Origin of the sequence: Skermanella rosea (assembly GCF_016806835.2) — a bacterium.
Classification (GTDB): domain Bacteria; phylum Pseudomonadota; class Alphaproteobacteria; order Azospirillales; family Azospirillaceae; genus Skermanella; species Skermanella rosea.
Genome location: NZ_CP086111.1, coordinates 859,895 through 875,835 on the forward strand (window position 1 = coordinate 859,895; position 15,941 = coordinate 875,835).

A 15,941-nucleotide genomic window follows, 5' to 3' on the forward strand; every position below is an offset into this window, starting at 1 on the left:
ATATTTTCATGAATGTGAATGGCAACGTCAAGACCGCGGGCCGGACGCTGGATGTGTTCGAGGCGTTCGAGGATATCGGCAAGCCTCTGACCCTGTCCGACCTGGCGCGCCGGTTGGAGATGCCGGTCAGCAGTTGCCATGGGCTGGTCGGCACGCTGAAGGCGCGGGGCTACCTGTACGCCGTGAACCGGCGCACGCTCTATCCGACCCGCCGGATCCTGGAGATGGCGCGCCGCATCGTCGCCAAGGATCCGATGCTGGAACGCATGGCCGCTTTCCTGGAGCGGCTGCGCGACGACACGGGGGAGACCGTCATCCTGGGCAAGCGCCAGGACGACGCGGTGATCTATCTCGACGTGGTCGAGGGGGCGCGGACGATCCGCTATTCCGCTGAGCCGGGCGAGCTGAAGCCGCTGCATTCCAGCGCGATCGGCAAGGCGATGCTGGGGGAGATGGCTCCGGCCGACCTCGCCGCATGGCTGGCGGGGCATTCCCTGGACGCCGTCACCGAAAACACGCTGGTCACGGCGGAAAGCCTCGCGAGCGATCTCGCGGCCGGGCGGCAGCGCGGCTACCACGTCACGCGGGGCGAAAACGTGGCCGACGTCATGGCCGTGGCGACCGCCATCCATCTCAACGGCGAGCCGCTCGGCGTCGCGGTCGCGGGACCGCTGGAACGGATGAAGTCCGGGCTCGCCGTCCACGCGGAAAGACTGCTGGCGATGAAAACGGCCGTCGAGGCCGGCGAGGAACACCCATGAACGACGAACTTCTGGTTGAGCGCCGCGACGACGTCCTGTCCGTCACCCTGAACCGGCCGGAAAAGCGCAACCCCCTGAGCCGCGCCCTGCTGGAGGCGCTCCGCCGATGCTTCGAGGCGCACGCGGACGATCCGGGCTTGCGGATCGCCGTGCTGCGCGGGGCGGGCGAGAAGAGCTTCGCGGCCGGCGGCGACCTGAAGGATCTGGGCATGCTCCGCTCGGCCGAGCAGGCCGGCGAAATGGCGGACTATGCCAAGGCGGCGCTCGACGCGGTCCGCCGGTTCCCCGTTCCCGTGGTCGCCGCCCTCAACGGCGACGCGCTGGGCGGCGGGGCGGAACTGGCCGTCGCCTGCGACTTCCGCGTCGGCGCCCGCCATGCCCGGATCGGCTTCGTCCAGGGCAGACTCAACATCGCGACCGCCTGGGGCGGCGGCATCGACCTGCTCAATCTGCTCGGACCCGCCGCGGGACTGCGGCTGCTGGCCCGCTCCGATCTCCTCGACATGGAGGCGGCGCAGGCGATCGGGCTGGTGGACGCGGTGGCCGAACCCGACCAGGAACTGGACGGGGCCGTCGCCGACTTCATCGGGCCGATGCTGCGCCAAGCCCCGCAGGTGCTCCGGGCCTTCAAGGCGCTGGCGCTGGCGCATCGCTCGGGAGCTTCCCGCACCGACATGGAACGGCTGGAAACCAGGCTGTTCGCCGGGACCTGGGTCCATGACGACCACTGGTCCGCCGTCGAGCGGCTCAACCTGGGACGGAGGTAGCATGACCGCCGCGCAATCCACCAAGGCAGAAAGCACCAAGACGGCCGTCGCGGCCGAACTGGAAGCCGCGAGGCCGGGTCCCGGCGCGCCGAAGCCGGTGACCCCCTCGGGGATCGAGATCCCGGCGGTGGTCACGCCCGACATGCTGACGCGGCCGGACCCCGGAATGCCGGGGGAAGCGCCGTTCACGCGCGGGATCTTCGCCGACGGGTACCGGGGGCGGCTCTGGACGATCCGCCAGTATTCCGGCTTCGGCACGGCGGAGGAGTCGAACCAGCGCTACCGTTTCCTGCTCGACGGCGGCCAAACCGGGCTGTCCGTGGCGCTGGACCTGCCGACCCAGTGCGGGCTCGACCCGACCGACCCCATCGCGAAGCCCGAGGTCGGCAAGGTCGGAGTCTCGCTGTCCAACCTCGCCGAGGCGGAGATCCTGTTCGACGGCATCGACCTGTCGAAGATCTCCACCTCCTTCACCATCAACGGCACCGCGGCGATCATCTACGCCATGTATTGCGCGGTCGCCGACAAGCAGGGCGTGCCGCGCTCCAAGCTGACCGGCACGATCCAGAACGACATATTGAAGGAGTACGTGGCGCGCGGCACCTGGATCTTCCCGGTGCGCCCGAGCATGCGCCTGATCGCCGACACGATCCTGTTCTCCAACGAGGAAACGCCGCGCTTCAACCCGATCAGCATCGCCGGCGCCCATGTCCGCGACGCCGGAGCGACGGCGGTGGAGGAACTGGGCTACACCCTCGCCAACGGGCTCGCCTATGTCGAGGAACTGCTGCGGCGGGGCGGCGATGCCACGAAGTTCGCCCAGCGGCTCAGCTTCTTCTTCTATGTCCACATGGATTTCTTCGAGGAGGTCTGCAAGTTCCGGGCGGCCCGGCGGCTGTGGGCCAACCTGCTGGAGGAGCGGTTCGGCATCACCGATCCCAAGGCGCAGCGCTTCCGGTTCGGCGTCGTGTGCGGCGGTTCCTCCCTGACCTCGGCCCAGCCCTACAACAACATCGTGCGTGTCGGCATCGAGACCATGGCGGCCGTCATGGGCGGCGCCCAGTCAATCTTCACCTGCGCCTACGACGAGGCGTTCCAGATCCCGACCGAGTTCAGCGCCGAGATCGCCATGCGGACCCAGCAGATCGTGGCCCACGAGACCGGCATCTCCAAGACCGTGGACCCGCTCGGCGGGAGCTATTTCGTGGAGTGGCTGACCGAGCGCATGGAGCAGGAGACCCGAGCCGTCATCGCGGAGATCGACGACTACGGCGGCGTGATCAAGGCCATCGAGGACGGCTATCTCCAAATGCGGATCGCGGAGCGGGCCAAGCTCCGCAAGCAGGGGATCGACAGCGGCGAGACCGTCGTCGTCGGCCAGAACCATTTCCGGCGCGACAACCAGACCGACGATTTCGGCGAGGTCTTCCGCCTGGACCCCCAGGCGGCCCGCCGGGTGCGCGAGAAGTACGACGGCGTCATGGGGCGCCGCGACGAAGCCCGCGTGACCCGGAGCCTGGAGGCGCTAGGCAGCGCCGCGGCCGACGACGGGGAGAACGTGATGCCGTACCTGATCGAGTGCTGCCACGCCTATGCCACCGTCGGCGAGATGGTGGCCGCGCTGAAGAATCACTGGGGCGAGTTCCAGGAGCCGATCCGACTGTGATCATCCGCGCATCGCGGCCAGGAAGCGGCGGGCCGGGAAACGGCAGACCGGGAACCGATGGGGGAGGAAACGACAATGAGCCTGAAGGGCAAACGCATCCTGATCGCCAAGCCCGGCCTGGACGGGCACGACGTCGGCGCGAAGGTGATCGCCCTGGCGCTGCGCGACGCGGGGGCCGACGTGATCTATACCGGCCTGCGCAAGAGCCCCGACTACATCGCCCGCGTCGCCGTAGAGGAGGACGTGGACGCGGTCGGCCTCAGCCTGCTGTCGGGCAGCCACAACGAGCTGGTGGCCGAGACCCTGCGCTGCCTGCGCGACCTGGACGGCGGGGACATCATGATCTTCGTCGGCGGCACCATCCCGGCGGAGGACCAGCCGGAACTGCTGCGGATCGGCGTCCGGGGCGTGTTCACCGCGGACCAGAAGCTGGAGGACGTGGTGGCGGCCATAGACCGGGAACTGGCCGCATGAGCGGGCCGCTTTCCGGCATCCGCATCCTCGAAGCCGGCCATATGCTGGCGGGTCCCTATTGCGGCATGCTGCTGGCCGACCTGGGCGCCGAGGTGATCAAGATCGAATCGCCCGAAGGCGACATTGCCCGCCGGCTAAGCCCCCACCGCGTCGGTCCCCACAACGCCTATTTCGCCTCCCTCAACCGAAACAAGCGGAGCGTCGTGCTGGATCTCGGGTCGGCCGAGGGACAGGCGGCCCTGGGGCGGCTGGCCGCGTCCAGCCAAGGGCTGCTGACCAACATGCGGCCGGCGGTGATCCGCAAGCTCGGCCTGACCTACGACAGCCTGTCCGCCCACAATCCCCGGATCGCCTGCCTGGCGCTGACCGGCTACGGGCTGGACGGCCCGTACGCCGACAGGCCCGCCTACGACTACGTGATCCAGGCGCTGGTCGGCATCATGGCGCTGACCGGCGATCCCGGCGCGCCGCCGGTGAAGTGCGGCTACTCGGCGGTGGACAATTCCGCCGGCATCATGGGAGCGCTCGGGCTGGTCGCCAAGATCCTGGAGGGCAAGGGCGGACAGATCGACGTGTCCCTGTTCGACACCATGCTCTCGCAGCTGAACTATGTGGCCGGCGCCTGGCTCAACGCCGGCGAGTCCCCGAGCCGGTACGAGAGCGGGGGACATCCCTACATCGTCCCCGCCCAGATCTTCGAGACCGCCGACGGCCACCTCGCCCTGTTCATCACCCACGACGATTTCTGGCGGCGCTTCGCCCGCGAGGCCGGCCGGCCGGAATGGCTGTCCGACGAGCGTTTCGGCACGATGGCGGGACGCACCGCCAACCGCGACCTGGTGATCCGCGCGGTCGGCTCGCTGCTGCGGACCCGCGGGACGGCGGAGTGGGTCGGACGGCTGGCACCCCTGGGCATCGTCGTCGCCGGCGTCGAGCGGCTGGAGGACGCGCTGGCGGGCGACCTCGCGCGCAGCCACGACATGGTGGTGTCGATCCCGACCGCCGACGGCGACTTGGCCGTCGTCGGCAATCCGATCCGCTTCCCGGGCGAGCCCACCCGGTACGAGCCGCCGCCGCTGCTCGGCGAGCACACCTCGGCGCTCCTGGCGGAGGGGGCGGGGGGATGAGCATGGCCGGAAGCCCGTCCCGCCGCCGGGAACTGAGCCGGACGCTCAGCCGGATCAGCCGGGCCGGTGTGACGCAGACCCTGGCCGGGCACGGCGATGCGGCGCCGCCCGCCCGTCCGGCCTATCGCATCGGCATCACCGGCGCGCCGGGGGCCGGCAAAAGCACGCTGATCGCCCGCTTCGCCGCGCGCCGGCTGGAACGGACCGCGGGAGAGGTCGCCGTCCTGGCGATCGACCCGACCAGCCCGATCACCCACGGGTCGATCCTGGGCGACCGCGTCCGGATGGACGCCATCGCCGGCGACCCCCGCCTCTATATCCGCTCCCTTCCCAGCCGGGGCAGCCATGACGGCCTGGCCGACAACCTGCCGGACCTGCTCCTGGCCCTGGACCGGTACGGCTTCGACGAGGCGCTGGTCGAGACGGTGGGGGTGGGGCAGGCCGAGCATGCGGTGCGCACCCTGGTCGATACGGTCGTGCTGGTGCTCCACCCCGAATCGGGGGACAGCGTCCAGGCCATGAAGGCCGGCATCCTGGAGATCGCCGACATCTACGTGGTCAACAAGGCCGACCTGCCCGGCGCCCGGAAGACCGCTGCCGAGATCCGCGCCGTCACGCGACGCGTCGGGGACGGCGGAGCCTGGACGCCGCCCGTGATCCTGTGCACCCAGGGCGACGACGCCGGCCTGACGGAGCTGGACGAGGCGGTGGAGCGGCATCGCGCCTGGGCGGCGGAACGCCGCGACGCCGGTGCGGTCCGCCTCGCGCGCGCCCGGCACCATGCCCAGGCGCTGCTGTCCCGCCGGGCCGCCGAACTGATCGAGGAGTCCGACCCGGCCCTGTTCGACGGGCCGCTGGAGCCGATCTACCATCGGATCCTGCGCCGCTTGGCCGATGATCTGGGAGGCAAATAATCCGGAAGATGACGATCCGGGGTGGCTCCCGCTGGCCGGATGGTCTTAAATGGATGAAAAGAGGGAGAAAATCCCCGGAACAAGAATGCAATCAAAAGAGGAGGAGACGTTCATGGGAAATACAGGCATGTGGAAGACGGGCAGGCTCCTGACGGGGCTGGCGCTCGGTGCGGCGCTGACCCTGTCGGCTGCGGCGGCCGGTGCCCAGACCCTCAAGATTTCCCACCAGTGGAAGGCGCAGACCGATGCCCGCGACCGTGCCGTCCGGGTCTTCGTGGAGGAGGTCGGCAAGAAGGCGCCCGACCTGAAGTTCCGCATCTTCCCCGGGCGTTCGCTGATCCAGAACCCGGTCGCCCAGTTCGACTCGCTCCAGAACAATTCGCTGGAGATGGCGATCTATCCGCTGGTCTACGCCGTCGGCAAGGTGCCGGAATTCTCCATCACCATCATGCCCGGCCTGGTCAGCAACCTGGACGAGGCGGTCAAGCTGAAGGACTCCGCCTACCATAAGCGGCTCCAGGAGATCGCCCACGCCAACGGGGTCCATATTGTCACCTGGTGGTGGACGCCCGGCGGCTTCGCGTCGAAGAACCGGGAGATCCAGGGACCGGACACGGTCAGCGGCCTCAAGATGCGCGCGGCCGACCCATATTTCGAAACGGTGCTCCAGGCGGCCGGCGCCTCCGTCCAGTCGATGCCCTCCACCGAGATCTACTCGGCGCTCCAGACCGGCGTGCTCGACGGCGTCATGACCTCGGCGGAAAGCTTCGTCAGCATGCGGATCTACGAGCAGACCAGCAACGCGACGGTCGGCGGCGACAACATCCTGTTCATGCTGCTCCAGCCGCTGATCATGTCCAAGCAGGCCTGGGACAACCTGACCCCTGACCAGCAGAAGGCGTTCGAGGAGGCGGCCACCGTCAGCGAGGAATTCTTCAACGGTCTCCAGCGGGAGGCGGACCTGGAGATGAAGCGGGCCTTCGAGGAGGCCGGGGCCGACGTGAGGCCGCTGACCGACGCGGAGTTCGAAGCCTGGGTCGACCTGGCGCGCGAGACCGCCTGGAAGAAGTTCGAAACCGAAGTCCCCAACGGCAAGGAGCTGATCGGGCTGGTCGAGACCTCGCTCCAGAACGCCCAGTAAGCCAAGAACAAAGAAAAGAAAGATGCGGGTGCCGCCGAGCCGGCCCCCGCGCATGCCAAACGGGGGAGGACAGTCGATGCGTGCAGTGATCGCGCTGATCGACCGCCTGTCGATATCATGTGCCGTCGTGGCGTCGGTGCTGCTGGCATCGGCGGTCGTGATCGTCTGTTACATGGTCGTGATCAGGACGTTGGGTTACTCCAGCTACTGGGAGATCGAGGCGTCGATCTACATGGTCGTCGCCGCGACCTTCCTCGCGTCGCCCTATACGCTGATGACCAGGGGGCATGTGTCGGTCGATTTCCTGCCCTGGATGATGGGGCAACGCGCCGCCCGCGTGATCCAGGCCGGGATCGCGGTGGTCGGGATCGTCATCTGCCTCTACATGGCCTGGCTCGGCTGGCACCTCACCCTCGAGGCGATCGCGAGCGACGAGCGCAGCACCAGCATGTGGCGCCCGGTCAAATGGCCGCTCTACGTCATGATGCCGATCGGCCTCGGCCTGACCGCCCTCCAATATCTGGCGGAGATTTTCCGGAGCGCTTCGGACGAGGCGCCGGCCAAGGCGCCCCTGCCGCGGATGGAGGCGGTTCCGGAACCTGCCCCCGGACGGAACACCCCCGGCCGGAGCGACCCTGAACGGAGGATGCCCGCGCGATGACCGAACTCCAGATCGGCTCCCTCATCCTCGTCTGCACCACGCTGGTGCTGTTTTCCGGCATCCCGATCGCGTTCGGGCTGACCGTCGTCTCGATCGCTTTCCTCTACGTCTTCGACGGGCCGGGCAGCCTGTCGGCCGTGCCGCGCACCTTCCTGGACGAGATCAGCGGCTTCGCACTGCTGGCGGTGCCGATGTTCGTGCTGCTCGGGTCGCTGATCGGGTCGTCCCGGGCGGGCGCCGACATCTACGAGGCGCTCCACCGCTGGCTCGCCCGCGTGCCGGGCGGGCTGGTGATCGCCAACATCGGCGCCTGCGGCCTGTTCTCCGCCCTGTCCGGCTCCAGCCCGGCGACGGCCGCCGCGATCGGCAAGGTCGGAGTGCCGGAGATGCTGAAGCGCGGCTGCCCGCCGGGCCTCGCGACCGGCGCCATCGCGGCGGGCGGGACGCTGGGCATCCTGATCCCGCCGTCGGTCACCATGATCCTGTACGGCGTCGCGACCGAAACCTCGATCGGGCGGCTGTTCGTCGCCGGCGTCGTGCCGGGCGTCCTTCTCGTGGTGATCTTCTGCGTCTATGCCTGGGCCGCCACCGCCTTCGCCGAGCGGCATTCCGTCCAGCCGCGCGAGAGCTACACGCTCCGGGAGAAGATCCGCGCGTCGGGTACGGTGATGCCGCTGTTCGGCATCATCGCGCTGATCATCCTGGCGCTCTACGGCGGCTACGCGACCCCGTCGGAGATCGCGGCGCTGGCGGCCATGCTGGCGTTCCTGTACGTGGCGCTGGTCTACCGCATCGTGAACCGGGAGAACCTGTGGCCGATCTTCGGCAACGCGGTGCGCGAGAGCTGCATGATCCTGCTGATCATCGCGGCATCGGGCCTGTTCTCCTACATGATGTCGCTGCTCTACGTGACCCAGACCATGGCCGACCTGCTGGTCGGCTGGGAACTGAACCGCTGGGTCATGCTGCTGGTGGTCAACGTCTTCCTGCTGGTGGCCGGCTGCTTCCTGCCGCCGGTCGCGCTGATCCTGATGACCATGCCGATCCTCCAGCCGGTGCTGGAGGCCAATGATTTCGACATGATCTGGTTCGGCGTGCTGATGACGATCAACCTGGAGATCGGCCTGATCACGCCGCCGGTCGGGCTCAACCTGTATATCCTGCGGAACGTGGCGCCCCAGGTGCCGCTGATGACCGTCCTGTGGGGATCGGTCCCCTTCGTCCTGATCATGATGGGGTTCATGGTGCTGCTCTGCTTCTTCCCGGGCCTGGCCCTGTGGCTGCCCAGCCAGATGTTCGGCCCGTGATGACGGGGACCATCCGCTTCGAGAACCGGGGCGAGGTGGGAGTCGTCGTCATCGACAACCCGCCGCGCCGCAACGCGCTGACCGTCGGCATGTGGGCGGCGCTGGGCGAGCTGGTCCGCGGGATCGACCGCGAGGGCGGGCACCGCTGCCTGGTCCTGCGCGGCGCCGGCGAAGAGGCGTTCGCGTCGGGCGCCGACATCAGCGAGTTCGAGCACGAGCGGTCCGACCGCGAGCAGGTGACCCGCTACCACGAGCGCTATGTCGGCCCGGGGCTGGCGTCCCTGCTGGAGTGCGGCATCCCGACGGTCGCCATGATCCGGGGCACCTGCATGGGCGGCGGGCTGGAGATCGCGTCCTGCTGCGACATAAGGATCGCCGCAGACGACGCGAAGCTCGGCATCCCGATCAGCCGGATGGGCTTTCCCCTGGCGTTCGGCGAGACCGAACTGCTGTTCAGGCTCCATGGCCGCGGCATCGCGGCCGAACTCCTGCTGGAGGGCCGGATCTACGACGCGCGCGAGGCCCTGTCCAAGGGGTTGGTCGAGCGGGTCGTCCCGGCCGAACGGCTGGAGGAGGAGGCGCTGGCGACCGCCCGCCGGGTCGCCGCCGGGTCGCCCAATGCGCACCGCAGCACCAAGGCCCAGTTCCTGCGCCTGCTGCGCGACCCGTCGCCCGTCACCGCCGAGGAGCGCGCGCGGTCCTACGATTTCGCCGACACCGAGGACTACCGGATCGGCTACCGGGCGTTCCTGCAGAAGGTCAAGCCGGTCTTCGAGGGACGGTGACGGTTCGGCGCAGGGGTGGTCGGCATAACTGATTGTTTCCCGAACCTGTTATCTCCTTCAGAATGACGTGACCAACGTTCCGCTGAGGAGATGGCCATGCAGCCGTTCAAGACCGTCGATATCGCCTTCGGCCGGGGTCACCTGACCGTGGGGCTGCCCGAAGAGGCCGAGGTGACGGTGATCCGGAAGGCCTCCCTGCCGAAGCTGGCCGACCAGGACGGCGCGGTCCGGGCCGCCTTCGCGAACCCCGTGGACTCTGCCCCGCTCGCCGAACTGGCGAAGGGCCGGGGCAGCGCCTGCATCCTGATCTGCGACATCACCCGGCCGGTGCCCAACCGCCTGTTCCTGCGGCCGATGATCCAGACCCTGGCCGAGGCCGGCATCCCGAAGGACCGCATCACCGTGCTGGTCGCGACCGGCCTGCACCGCCCCAACGAGGGCGCCGAGCTGGCCGAGCTGGTCGGCGATCCCTGGGTGCTGGAGAATGTCCGGGTCGAGAACCACTTCGCCATGCGCGACGAGGACCACGCGGACCTGGGCCGCACCGCCACCCGGAACACGCCGGTCCGCATCGACCGGCGCTTCCTGGACGCCGACCTGCGGATCGCGACCGGGCTGGTTGAGCCGCACTTCATGGCCGGCTGGTCGGGCGGCCGCAAGGTGGTGGCGCCGGGCGTCGCCGGGCACGAGACGATCCGGACGTTCCATTCCGCCCGATTCATGGAAGATCCGCTGGCGGTCCAGTGCAACTTGGTCGGCAACCCCCTGCACGAGGAGCAGCTGGAGATCGTCCGCATGATCGGCGAGATCTACGCGCTCAACACCGTGATCGATGAGGACCGCGACCTCGTCCACGTCACCTTCGGCGAGATCATCGCCAGCCACCTGGCCGCCGTCGGCTTCATCCAGGACGTGACCCGGATCAGGCTGCCGCAGCGCTTCAAGACCGTCGTCACCTCCTCGGCCGGCTATCCGCTGGACAAGACCTATTACCAGACGGTCAAGGGCATGGTGACCCCGCTGGACATCCTGGAGCCGGGCGGCACCCTGATCATCGCGTCGGAATGCTCGGAAGGCATGGGCTCCAAGGAGTTCCGCGACGCCCAGGCGCGTCTGGTCGAGCTCGGGCCGGAGCGTTTCCTCGCCACCCTGACCGCCAAGTCGCTGGCCGAGGTGGACGAGTGGCAGACCGAGATGCAGCTGAAGCCCATGCGGATCGGCCGGGTCCAGCTCTACACCTCCGGCCTCGACGAGGAGGAGCGGCGGATCACCGCGGTCGAGGTGATCGGCGACCTGGACGCCGCCGTCGCCGACAGTATCCGGCGCCATGGCGACAGCCGGGTCGCGGTGATCCCGGAAGGCCCCTACGTCGTCCCCGTCGTCGAGGCGGCATGACCCTCCGCCACATCCACCTGGACGCCGTCGGCGGCATCGCCGGCGACATGTTCGTGGCGGCCCTGGTCGATGCGGTGCCGGCGCTCCGGGACCGGGTGCTCGACGATGCCGCCGCCGTGCTGCCGTCAGGCGCCGGGACGCCCGTGTTTTCCGCCGGCGCCAGCGCCGGGATCTCGGTGCTGCGCTTCGGCCTGGAAAGCGGCGGGCGGGACGGCGGCCATGACCATCACGACGGCACCGGCAGCTACCGGCATATGGTCGGCCTGATCCGGGAGGCCCGCCTGTCCGAGGGAACCGCCGGCCACGCGGTCGCGATCCTGACCCTGCTGGCCGAAGCGGAAGCGGCGATCCACGGCGTTCCGGTCGAGCAGGTCCACTTCCACGAGATCGGCGACTGGGACAGCCTGATGGACGTGGTCGCGGCCGGCTCGCTCGCCGCGGCGCTCGAGTCCACCTGGAGCGTTTCCGATCTGCCGCTGGGCGGCGGGCGGGTGCGGACCGCGCATGGCCTGCTGCCGGTGCCGGCCCCGGCGACCGCCCGCCTCCTGGAAGGATTCCACTGGCGCGACGACGGCGTGTCCGGCGAGCGGGTAACCCCGACCGGGGCCGCCATCCTGCGCCACCTCGTCAATGGTCCCGGCCGTCCCGGCGGGCGGCTGGAGGCGACCGGGAGCGGCGCCGGCACGCGGGAGCTGCCGGGCACGCCCAACATCCTGCGGGCATTGGTGTTCGACACGGCCGCCGCGGGGGCCCGGGACGTGGGGCAGGAGGTGGCGGTGCTCAGCTTCGACGTCGACGACATGACAGGGGAGGAGATCGGCGTCGCCGCCGACCGGCTCCGCGCGCTGGACGGCGTGCTGGACCTGGCGCTGGCGCCCCTGGCCGGCAAGAAGGGCCGCCCGCTCACCGGGTTCCGCCTGCTGGTCCGCCCCGACGCCCTGGCCTCCATCCGGGAACGCTGCCTGGTGGAGACCTCCACCATCGGCCTGCGCTGGCGGACTGAGCGGCGGACGGTCCTGCCCCGCGCGTCCTCCGGCGAAATGGTCCGGGTCAAGCGCGTGGAGCGGCCCGGCGGCGGGACCACCGCCAAGGCGGAGAGCGACGACCTCGCCGGGATCGATGGCCTCGCCGCCCGGCGGGCGCGCAAGGCTGAAGCGGAGACGGGGCCATGAGCGCGCGGGAAGCCCAGGCCCGCCTCGTCGCGGCGCTCGACCGGCATGCCGAGCTGGTGATCGCCGTATCCGGCGGGGTGGACAGCATGACGCTGGCCTTCGTGGCGCACCGGTTCTCCCGCGGGCGCGTTTCCATGCTGCATGCGGTCTCCCCGGCCGTTCCGCCCCACGCCACGGCGCGGGTCCGTGCCCATGCCGGGCGGGAGGGCTGGGACCTCGCCGTCGCCGACGCGGGGGAGTTCGCCGACCCGCGCTACCGCGCCAATCCGGTGGACCGCTGTTTCTTCTGCAAGTCCAACCTGTACGACCGCATCCGCTCGGTCACCGAAGGAACGGTCGCCTCCGGCACCAACCTGGACGACCTGGGCGATTTCCGGCCCGGGCTGAAGGCGGCGTCCCAGCGGGGCGTCGTGCATCCCTTCGTGGAAGCCGGCATCGACAAGGCGACGGTGCGGGCGCTCGCCCGGCTCCATGGCCTGGACGATCTCGCGGAACTGCCGGCCCAGCCCTGCCTGTCCAGCCGGGTCGAGACCGGCATCGCCATCGACGCCGACGACCTGGGCTTCATCGATCAGGTCGAGACAGCCGTCGCGGCCCTGGTCCCGGCCGGATCCAGCGTCCGCTGCCGGATCACCCATGCCGGCGTCGCCCTGGAACTGGACGACCCCGAGACCGCCGGCGAGACGGCCGGGCGCCTGGTCTCGGACCTGTGCGCCCGCACCGGCCGCACCTTCGGCGGCGTGCGCCCCTATCGCCGGGGTTCCGCCTTCCTGCGGGATGCGCCATGAGCGACTTCGTGATCGACTGGGGGCGGGAAGGGCGCACCGGCGTGCCGGAAGCGGTGCTGTGCGCGTCGAAATCGGTGGCACAGGTCGAGGCGATCCTGAAGGAGGCGGCCATGGCCGGCCGCCGCTTGCTGTTCACCCGGCTGGAGCCCGCCGCCTTCGAGGCCCTGGCGCCGGAATGCCGCGCCATGCTCGATTACGACTCCCTTTCCCGCACGGCCTGGTGCGGAGCCTTGCCGCCGGCGGGGGCCGCGCGCGACGGCATCGGCATCGTCGCCGCGGGAACCTCCGACCTGCCTGTCGCCCGCGAGGCCGCCCGGACCCTCGAGTTCCTGGGGTTCTCGGCGCCGGTCGTCGCCGATGTCGGCGTCGCGGGCCTGTGGCGCCTGATGCGCCGGCTGGAGGAGATCCGCGGCTGGCGCGTCGTGATCGCGACGGCCGGCATGGAGGGGGCGCTGTTCAGCGTGCTCGCCGGGCTGGTCGACTCGCCGGTCATCGCCGTCCCCACTTCCGTCGGCTACGGCGTCGCGGCCGGCGGGACCGCGGCCTTGCACACGGCGCTCGCGTCCTGCGCCCCGGGCGTCCTCGCGGTCAACATCGACAACGGGTTCGGCGCGGCCGCCGCCGCCGCGAAGATGCTGAATAAAATGTGAGACAAATTGCTATTTGTCCGTCATGCCATATGGTGCGATAAGGGGGCAGGCACCAGGGAGCGGAAAGGACGCCTCTCAGCGATGTTCCACTGGAAGAAGCATGCCCGGTACGAGGTGGTCGCCGAGCAGGCCGGCCATGCGAGCATCGACGGTATCTTCGAAACGGAACACGAGGCGGTCGAACGCGCGACCTACCTGCTCAGCCTCGCCAAGTTCACCCGGGTTCAGGTCGTCCAGGTCGCCAAGCACACCCAGACCGTCGTGTTCGAGCGGGCGTCGCAGACCGGCGGGGCCGGGATCATCGGCATCACGGCGATCGAGGACGCCCATTTCTGCACCGACGTGCTGGACGTCTACGGCCATCCCAGCCGGATGACCCTGCTGCGCCTGACCCGCCGCCATGCCGACCGCCAGATCGCGATCCCGTGCGAGACGCTGCACGATTACCTGGCGCTCCGCCTGATCGAGCGGGAGGGCATGCTGCTCAATTCGGGCATCACGCGGCTCGCCCGGGTGCAGTCCAGGGAGAACGCGACGGTAGCCGCCGAGCGCGAGCGGGAACTGGGCGCCCTGTGGCTCCGCCTGAAGCAGCTCGCCCAGACCTCCGACAGCTTGGCCGGATACGGCAAGCTGCTGATCCAGAAGGGGCTGGGCGCGTTGCAGGAACAGGTGGCATCGACCTGCGCGCCGGCCGAATGCGACCGCGTCGTCAGCTACGCCTTCGCCCGCCTGCTGGAGGGGCACCGCGACTGGGGCACCAAGACCCGCGCGCTGATCCAGGTGCTGGAGGAGGACGACGGCGACGCCACCGGCATCGCCTGGGTCGATCAGGTCCTGGCGGAGACGATCGACGGCCGCGACCCGATCAAGGTCCTGATCGGCTATTCGCCCGACCTCGGCGCGGCGCTGGGCAGCCTGCTGGCCACGCTGAACGGCCGGCTCGACGACCGCCACCCTTTCACGCCGGTGCTGATGGACTTGAGCAACGCCCTGGCGCGCTGGCACCTGCCGGAGGTCGAGGCGGCCCTGCTGCGCCGCGTCGCGACCGGGCTGACCGGCAGCCAGCCCCTGACCAAGGAGGGGCCGATCGCGGACGCCGCCGCGCTGCGCCGGATCGTCGCCGGCCTCGCCTGCTTCAGCGGCTTCCGCGGCGGTCCCGACATGAGCCAGGCGCTCCTCCGCCGGGCCAAGACGGCGCTGCGTTTCGGGGAAGCAGACCTGCCGTTCGAAACGGCGGTCCAGCAGCTCTGCGGCAGCCTCAAGGGACCCGGTGCCCAGATCGGTTTCCTGCTGGACTTGGCGGAGACCGAACTGGGGCGCCAGAAGGGCGTCTTCCTGTTCGGCAGCCTGTCCCGCATCTTCTCCCGCCTGCGTAGCGCCCGCGATCTGGCGCCCGCCCACGTTCCCATGGAGGATATCCGCCGCGAACTCGGCGGTCGCCTGCGCCGCGCCGGCATCCCGCGCGACCTCGCCGACCAGCTGATGTACAAGATCTCGTCCCTGCCGGCGGAAGCGCCGAGAGCGCTGCTGCGTTAGAGCGGTTTCCGACCGGGTTGAACCGCTCCGGCGGGGGCGACGCAAGCGTCATTCAGGTTCTTGCCACAGATTACGGCGATGGACAAAGATACGGACCGGATCATCTGAGGATATCGCCGTCATCTGTGGCCGAATTTATTCATTCCATGCCGGCTTCGAACAAGGTGCACCAAGCCTCACGGGTTCAGCAGCCACACCGAGGCGTTCAGCACCGCCGCGTAGCTGACCCACAGCAGGTACGGCACGAACAGCCAGCCCGCCAGCGGACGTACGCGCCAGAACGCCACCATCGTGGCGGCCACCGCGATCCAGAGCGCCGATATCTCCGCGAAGGCCAGGCCGGGCTGCTGCATGCCGAAGAAGATCAGCGACCACAGGATGTTCAGCCCGAGCTGGAGCCCGAACAGCAGCAGCGGCCCGCGCGCCCCGGCCAAGCCGCGGTCCCGCCAGACCAGCCAGCCGGCGACCGCCATCATGCCGTAGAGCACCGTCCAGACCGGCCCGAACAGCCAGTTCGGCGGGTTGAACCAGGGCTTCTGCAAGCCGGCGTACCAGCCGCCGATCTGCGGCAGGGTCACGGAGGATGCCGTCGCCGAAGCGACGGCGACGAGGATCACGAAGGCCGCGAGCCCGATCAGGGACCGGCTCCGGCTGCCCGCCCGGCCTGGGGCGGCGATGGTGGACTGGGTCATCATGCTGCGTGACATCGGACGCGGGACGGCGCCGGTCAAGGTCCTCTATTCCGGTGTTCCCCCCAAGGGAGCCTTGTCGCGGGGGCGGGTGCGGCAAATGTCTGG

At 69.6% G+C, this 15,941-nt stretch carries 16 protein-coding genes; 15 read left to right on the plus strand and 1 reads right to left on the minus strand.

Annotated features, from left to right (window positions below):
• Positions 1 to 8 precede the first annotated feature (8 nt).
• The 15 genes from JL101_RS04000 (at position 9) to JL101_RS04070 (ending at position 15,144) form a co-directional block, all read left to right on the plus strand.
• The gene (locus JL101_RS04000; RefSeq protein ID WP_203098410.1) at positions 9 to 761 is read left to right on the plus strand and encodes an IclR family transcriptional regulator; all 753 of its coding nucleotides are present in this window, start codon (positions 9 to 11) and stop codon (positions 759 to 761) included.
• Positions 758 to 1,528: an enoyl-CoA hydratase/isomerase family protein gene (locus JL101_RS04005; protein WP_203098409.1), complete on the plus strand. Its 771-nt coding sequence runs from the start codon at positions 758 to 760 to the stop codon at positions 1,526 to 1,528. Before JL101_RS04000 ends, JL101_RS04005 begins: the two co-directional genes overlap by 4 nt.
• Position 1,529: 1 nt before the next feature.
• On the plus strand, positions 1,530 to 3,194 hold the full coding sequence (locus JL101_RS04010) for an acyl-CoA mutase large subunit family protein (RefSeq protein ID WP_203098408.1): 1,665 nt from the start codon (positions 1,530 to 1,532) through the stop codon (positions 3,192 to 3,194).
• Positions 3,195 to 3,269: 75 nt separating this feature from the next.
• Positions 3,270 to 3,668 carry a cobalamin B12-binding domain-containing protein gene (locus tag JL101_RS04015; RefSeq protein ID WP_202681703.1) on the plus strand — a complete coding sequence of 133 codons (399 nt, stop codon included), beginning with the start codon at positions 3,270 to 3,272 and terminating at the stop codon, positions 3,666 to 3,668.
• On the plus strand, positions 3,665 to 4,795 hold the full coding sequence (locus JL101_RS04020; protein WP_203098407.1) for a CaiB/BaiF CoA transferase family protein: 1,131 nt from the start codon (positions 3,665 to 3,667) through the stop codon (positions 4,793 to 4,795). The genes JL101_RS04015 and JL101_RS04020 overlap by 4 nt, the downstream gene beginning before the upstream one ends.
• Entirely contained in the window at positions 4,792 to 5,709 is a 918-nt protein-coding gene (locus JL101_RS04025; RefSeq protein WP_203098406.1) for an ArgK/MeaB family GTPase, read from the plus strand. Before JL101_RS04020 ends, JL101_RS04025 begins: the two co-directional genes overlap by 4 nt.
• 112 nt (positions 5,710 to 5,821) lie before the next feature.
• Positions 5,822 to 6,850 carry a TRAP transporter substrate-binding protein DctP gene (dctP, locus tag JL101_RS04030; RefSeq protein WP_203098405.1) on the plus strand — a complete coding sequence of 343 codons (1,029 nt, stop codon included), beginning with the start codon at positions 5,822 to 5,824 and terminating at the stop codon, positions 6,848 to 6,850.
• Positions 6,851 to 6,926: 76 nt separating this feature from the next.
• Positions 6,927 to 7,511 (plus strand): TRAP transporter small permease subunit, encoded by a 585-nt coding sequence (locus tag JL101_RS04035; RefSeq protein WP_203098404.1) that lies wholly within the window; start codon positions 6,927 to 6,929, stop codon positions 7,509 to 7,511.
• Entirely contained in the window at positions 7,508 to 8,818 is a 1,311-nt protein-coding gene (locus tag JL101_RS04040; protein WP_203098403.1) for a TRAP transporter large permease, read from the plus strand. Before JL101_RS04035 ends, JL101_RS04040 begins: the two co-directional genes overlap by 4 nt.
• Positions 8,818 to 9,603, plus strand: a complete 786-nt coding sequence (locus JL101_RS04045) for an enoyl-CoA hydratase-related protein (RefSeq protein ID WP_203098402.1) — start codon at positions 8,818 to 8,820, stop codon at positions 9,601 to 9,603. Before JL101_RS04040 ends, JL101_RS04045 begins: the two co-directional genes overlap by 1 nt.
• Positions 9,604 to 9,699: 96 nt before the next feature.
• Positions 9,700 to 10,998, plus strand: a complete 1,299-nt coding sequence (locus tag JL101_RS04050; RefSeq protein ID WP_203098401.1) for a nickel-dependent lactate racemase family protein — start codon at positions 9,700 to 9,702, stop codon at positions 10,996 to 10,998.
• Complete coding sequence (larC, locus tag JL101_RS04055; protein ID WP_203098400.1) at positions 10,995 to 12,170, plus strand: nickel pincer cofactor biosynthesis protein LarC; 1,176 nt, start codon at positions 10,995 to 10,997, stop codon at positions 12,168 to 12,170. Before JL101_RS04050 ends, larC begins: the two co-directional genes overlap by 4 nt.
• Complete coding sequence (locus JL101_RS04060) at positions 12,167 to 12,958, plus strand: adenine nucleotide alpha-hydrolase family protein (RefSeq protein ID WP_203098399.1); 792 nt, start codon at positions 12,167 to 12,169, stop codon at positions 12,956 to 12,958. The genes larC and JL101_RS04060 overlap by 4 nt, the downstream gene beginning before the upstream one ends.
• Positions 12,955 to 13,608 carry a nickel pincer cofactor biosynthesis protein LarB gene (gene larB / locus JL101_RS04065; RefSeq protein ID WP_203098398.1) on the plus strand — a complete coding sequence of 218 codons (654 nt, stop codon included), beginning with the start codon at positions 12,955 to 12,957 and terminating at the stop codon, positions 13,606 to 13,608. Before JL101_RS04060 ends, larB begins: the two co-directional genes overlap by 4 nt.
• Before the next feature lie 81 nt (positions 13,609 to 13,689).
• A complete protein-coding gene (locus JL101_RS04070) occupies positions 13,690 to 15,144 on the plus strand; it encodes an FHA domain-containing protein (protein WP_203098397.1) in 1,455 nt (484 codons plus the stop codon).
• 176 nt (positions 15,145 to 15,320) lie between these two features.
• On the opposite strand, the gene JL101_RS04075 is transcribed toward JL101_RS04070, so the two are convergent.
• Positions 15,321 to 15,839 (minus strand): TspO/MBR family protein, encoded by a 519-nt coding sequence (locus JL101_RS04075; protein WP_228435276.1) that lies wholly within the window; start codon positions 15,837 to 15,839, stop codon positions 15,321 to 15,323.
• Between the last annotated feature and the right edge of the window lie 102 nt (positions 15,840 to 15,941).

Coding starts and splice junctions, on each gene's coding strand:
- JL101_RS04035 (WP_203098404.1), top strand. CDS start 6,927: ATGCGTGCAGTGATCGCGCTGATCGACCGCCTGTCGATATCATGTGCC.
- JL101_RS04070 (WP_203098397.1), top strand. CDS start 13,690: ATGTTCCACTGGAAGAAGCATGCCCGGTACGAGGTGGTCGCCGAGCAG.
- JL101_RS04005 (WP_203098409.1), top strand. CDS start 758: ATGAACGACGAACTTCTGGTTGAGCGCCGCGACGACGTCCTGTCCGTC.
- JL101_RS04050 (WP_203098401.1), top strand. CDS start 9,700: ATGCAGCCGTTCAAGACCGTCGATATCGCCTTCGGCCGGGGTCACCTG.
- JL101_RS04040 (WP_203098403.1), top strand. CDS start 7,508: ATGACCGAACTCCAGATCGGCTCCCTCATCCTCGTCTGCACCACGCTG.
- JL101_RS04045 (WP_203098402.1), top strand. CDS start 8,818: ATGACGGGGACCATCCGCTTCGAGAACCGGGGCGAGGTGGGAGTCGTC.
- dctP (WP_203098405.1), top strand. CDS start 5,822: ATGGGAAATACAGGCATGTGGAAGACGGGCAGGCTCCTGACGGGGCTG.
- larB (WP_203098398.1), top strand. CDS start 12,955: ATGAGCGACTTCGTGATCGACTGGGGGCGGGAAGGGCGCACCGGCGTG.
- JL101_RS04000 (WP_203098410.1), top strand. CDS start 9: ATGAATGTGAATGGCAACGTCAAGACCGCGGGCCGGACGCTGGATGTG.
- JL101_RS04075 (WP_228435276.1), bottom strand. CDS start 15,839: ATGATGACCCAGTCCACCATCGCCGCCCCAGGCCGGGCGGGCAGCCGG.
- JL101_RS04015 (WP_202681703.1), top strand. CDS start 3,270: ATGAGCCTGAAGGGCAAACGCATCCTGATCGCCAAGCCCGGCCTGGAC.
- JL101_RS04020 (WP_203098407.1), top strand. CDS start 3,665: ATGAGCGGGCCGCTTTCCGGCATCCGCATCCTCGAAGCCGGCCATATG.
- JL101_RS04060 (WP_203098399.1), top strand. CDS start 12,167: ATGAGCGCGCGGGAAGCCCAGGCCCGCCTCGTCGCGGCGCTCGACCGG.
- larC (WP_203098400.1), top strand. CDS start 10,995: ATGACCCTCCGCCACATCCACCTGGACGCCGTCGGCGGCATCGCCGGC.
- JL101_RS04025 (WP_203098406.1), top strand. CDS start 4,792: ATGAGCATGGCCGGAAGCCCGTCCCGCCGCCGGGAACTGAGCCGGACG.
- JL101_RS04010 (WP_203098408.1), top strand. CDS start 1,530: ATGACCGCCGCGCAATCCACCAAGGCAGAAAGCACCAAGACGGCCGTC.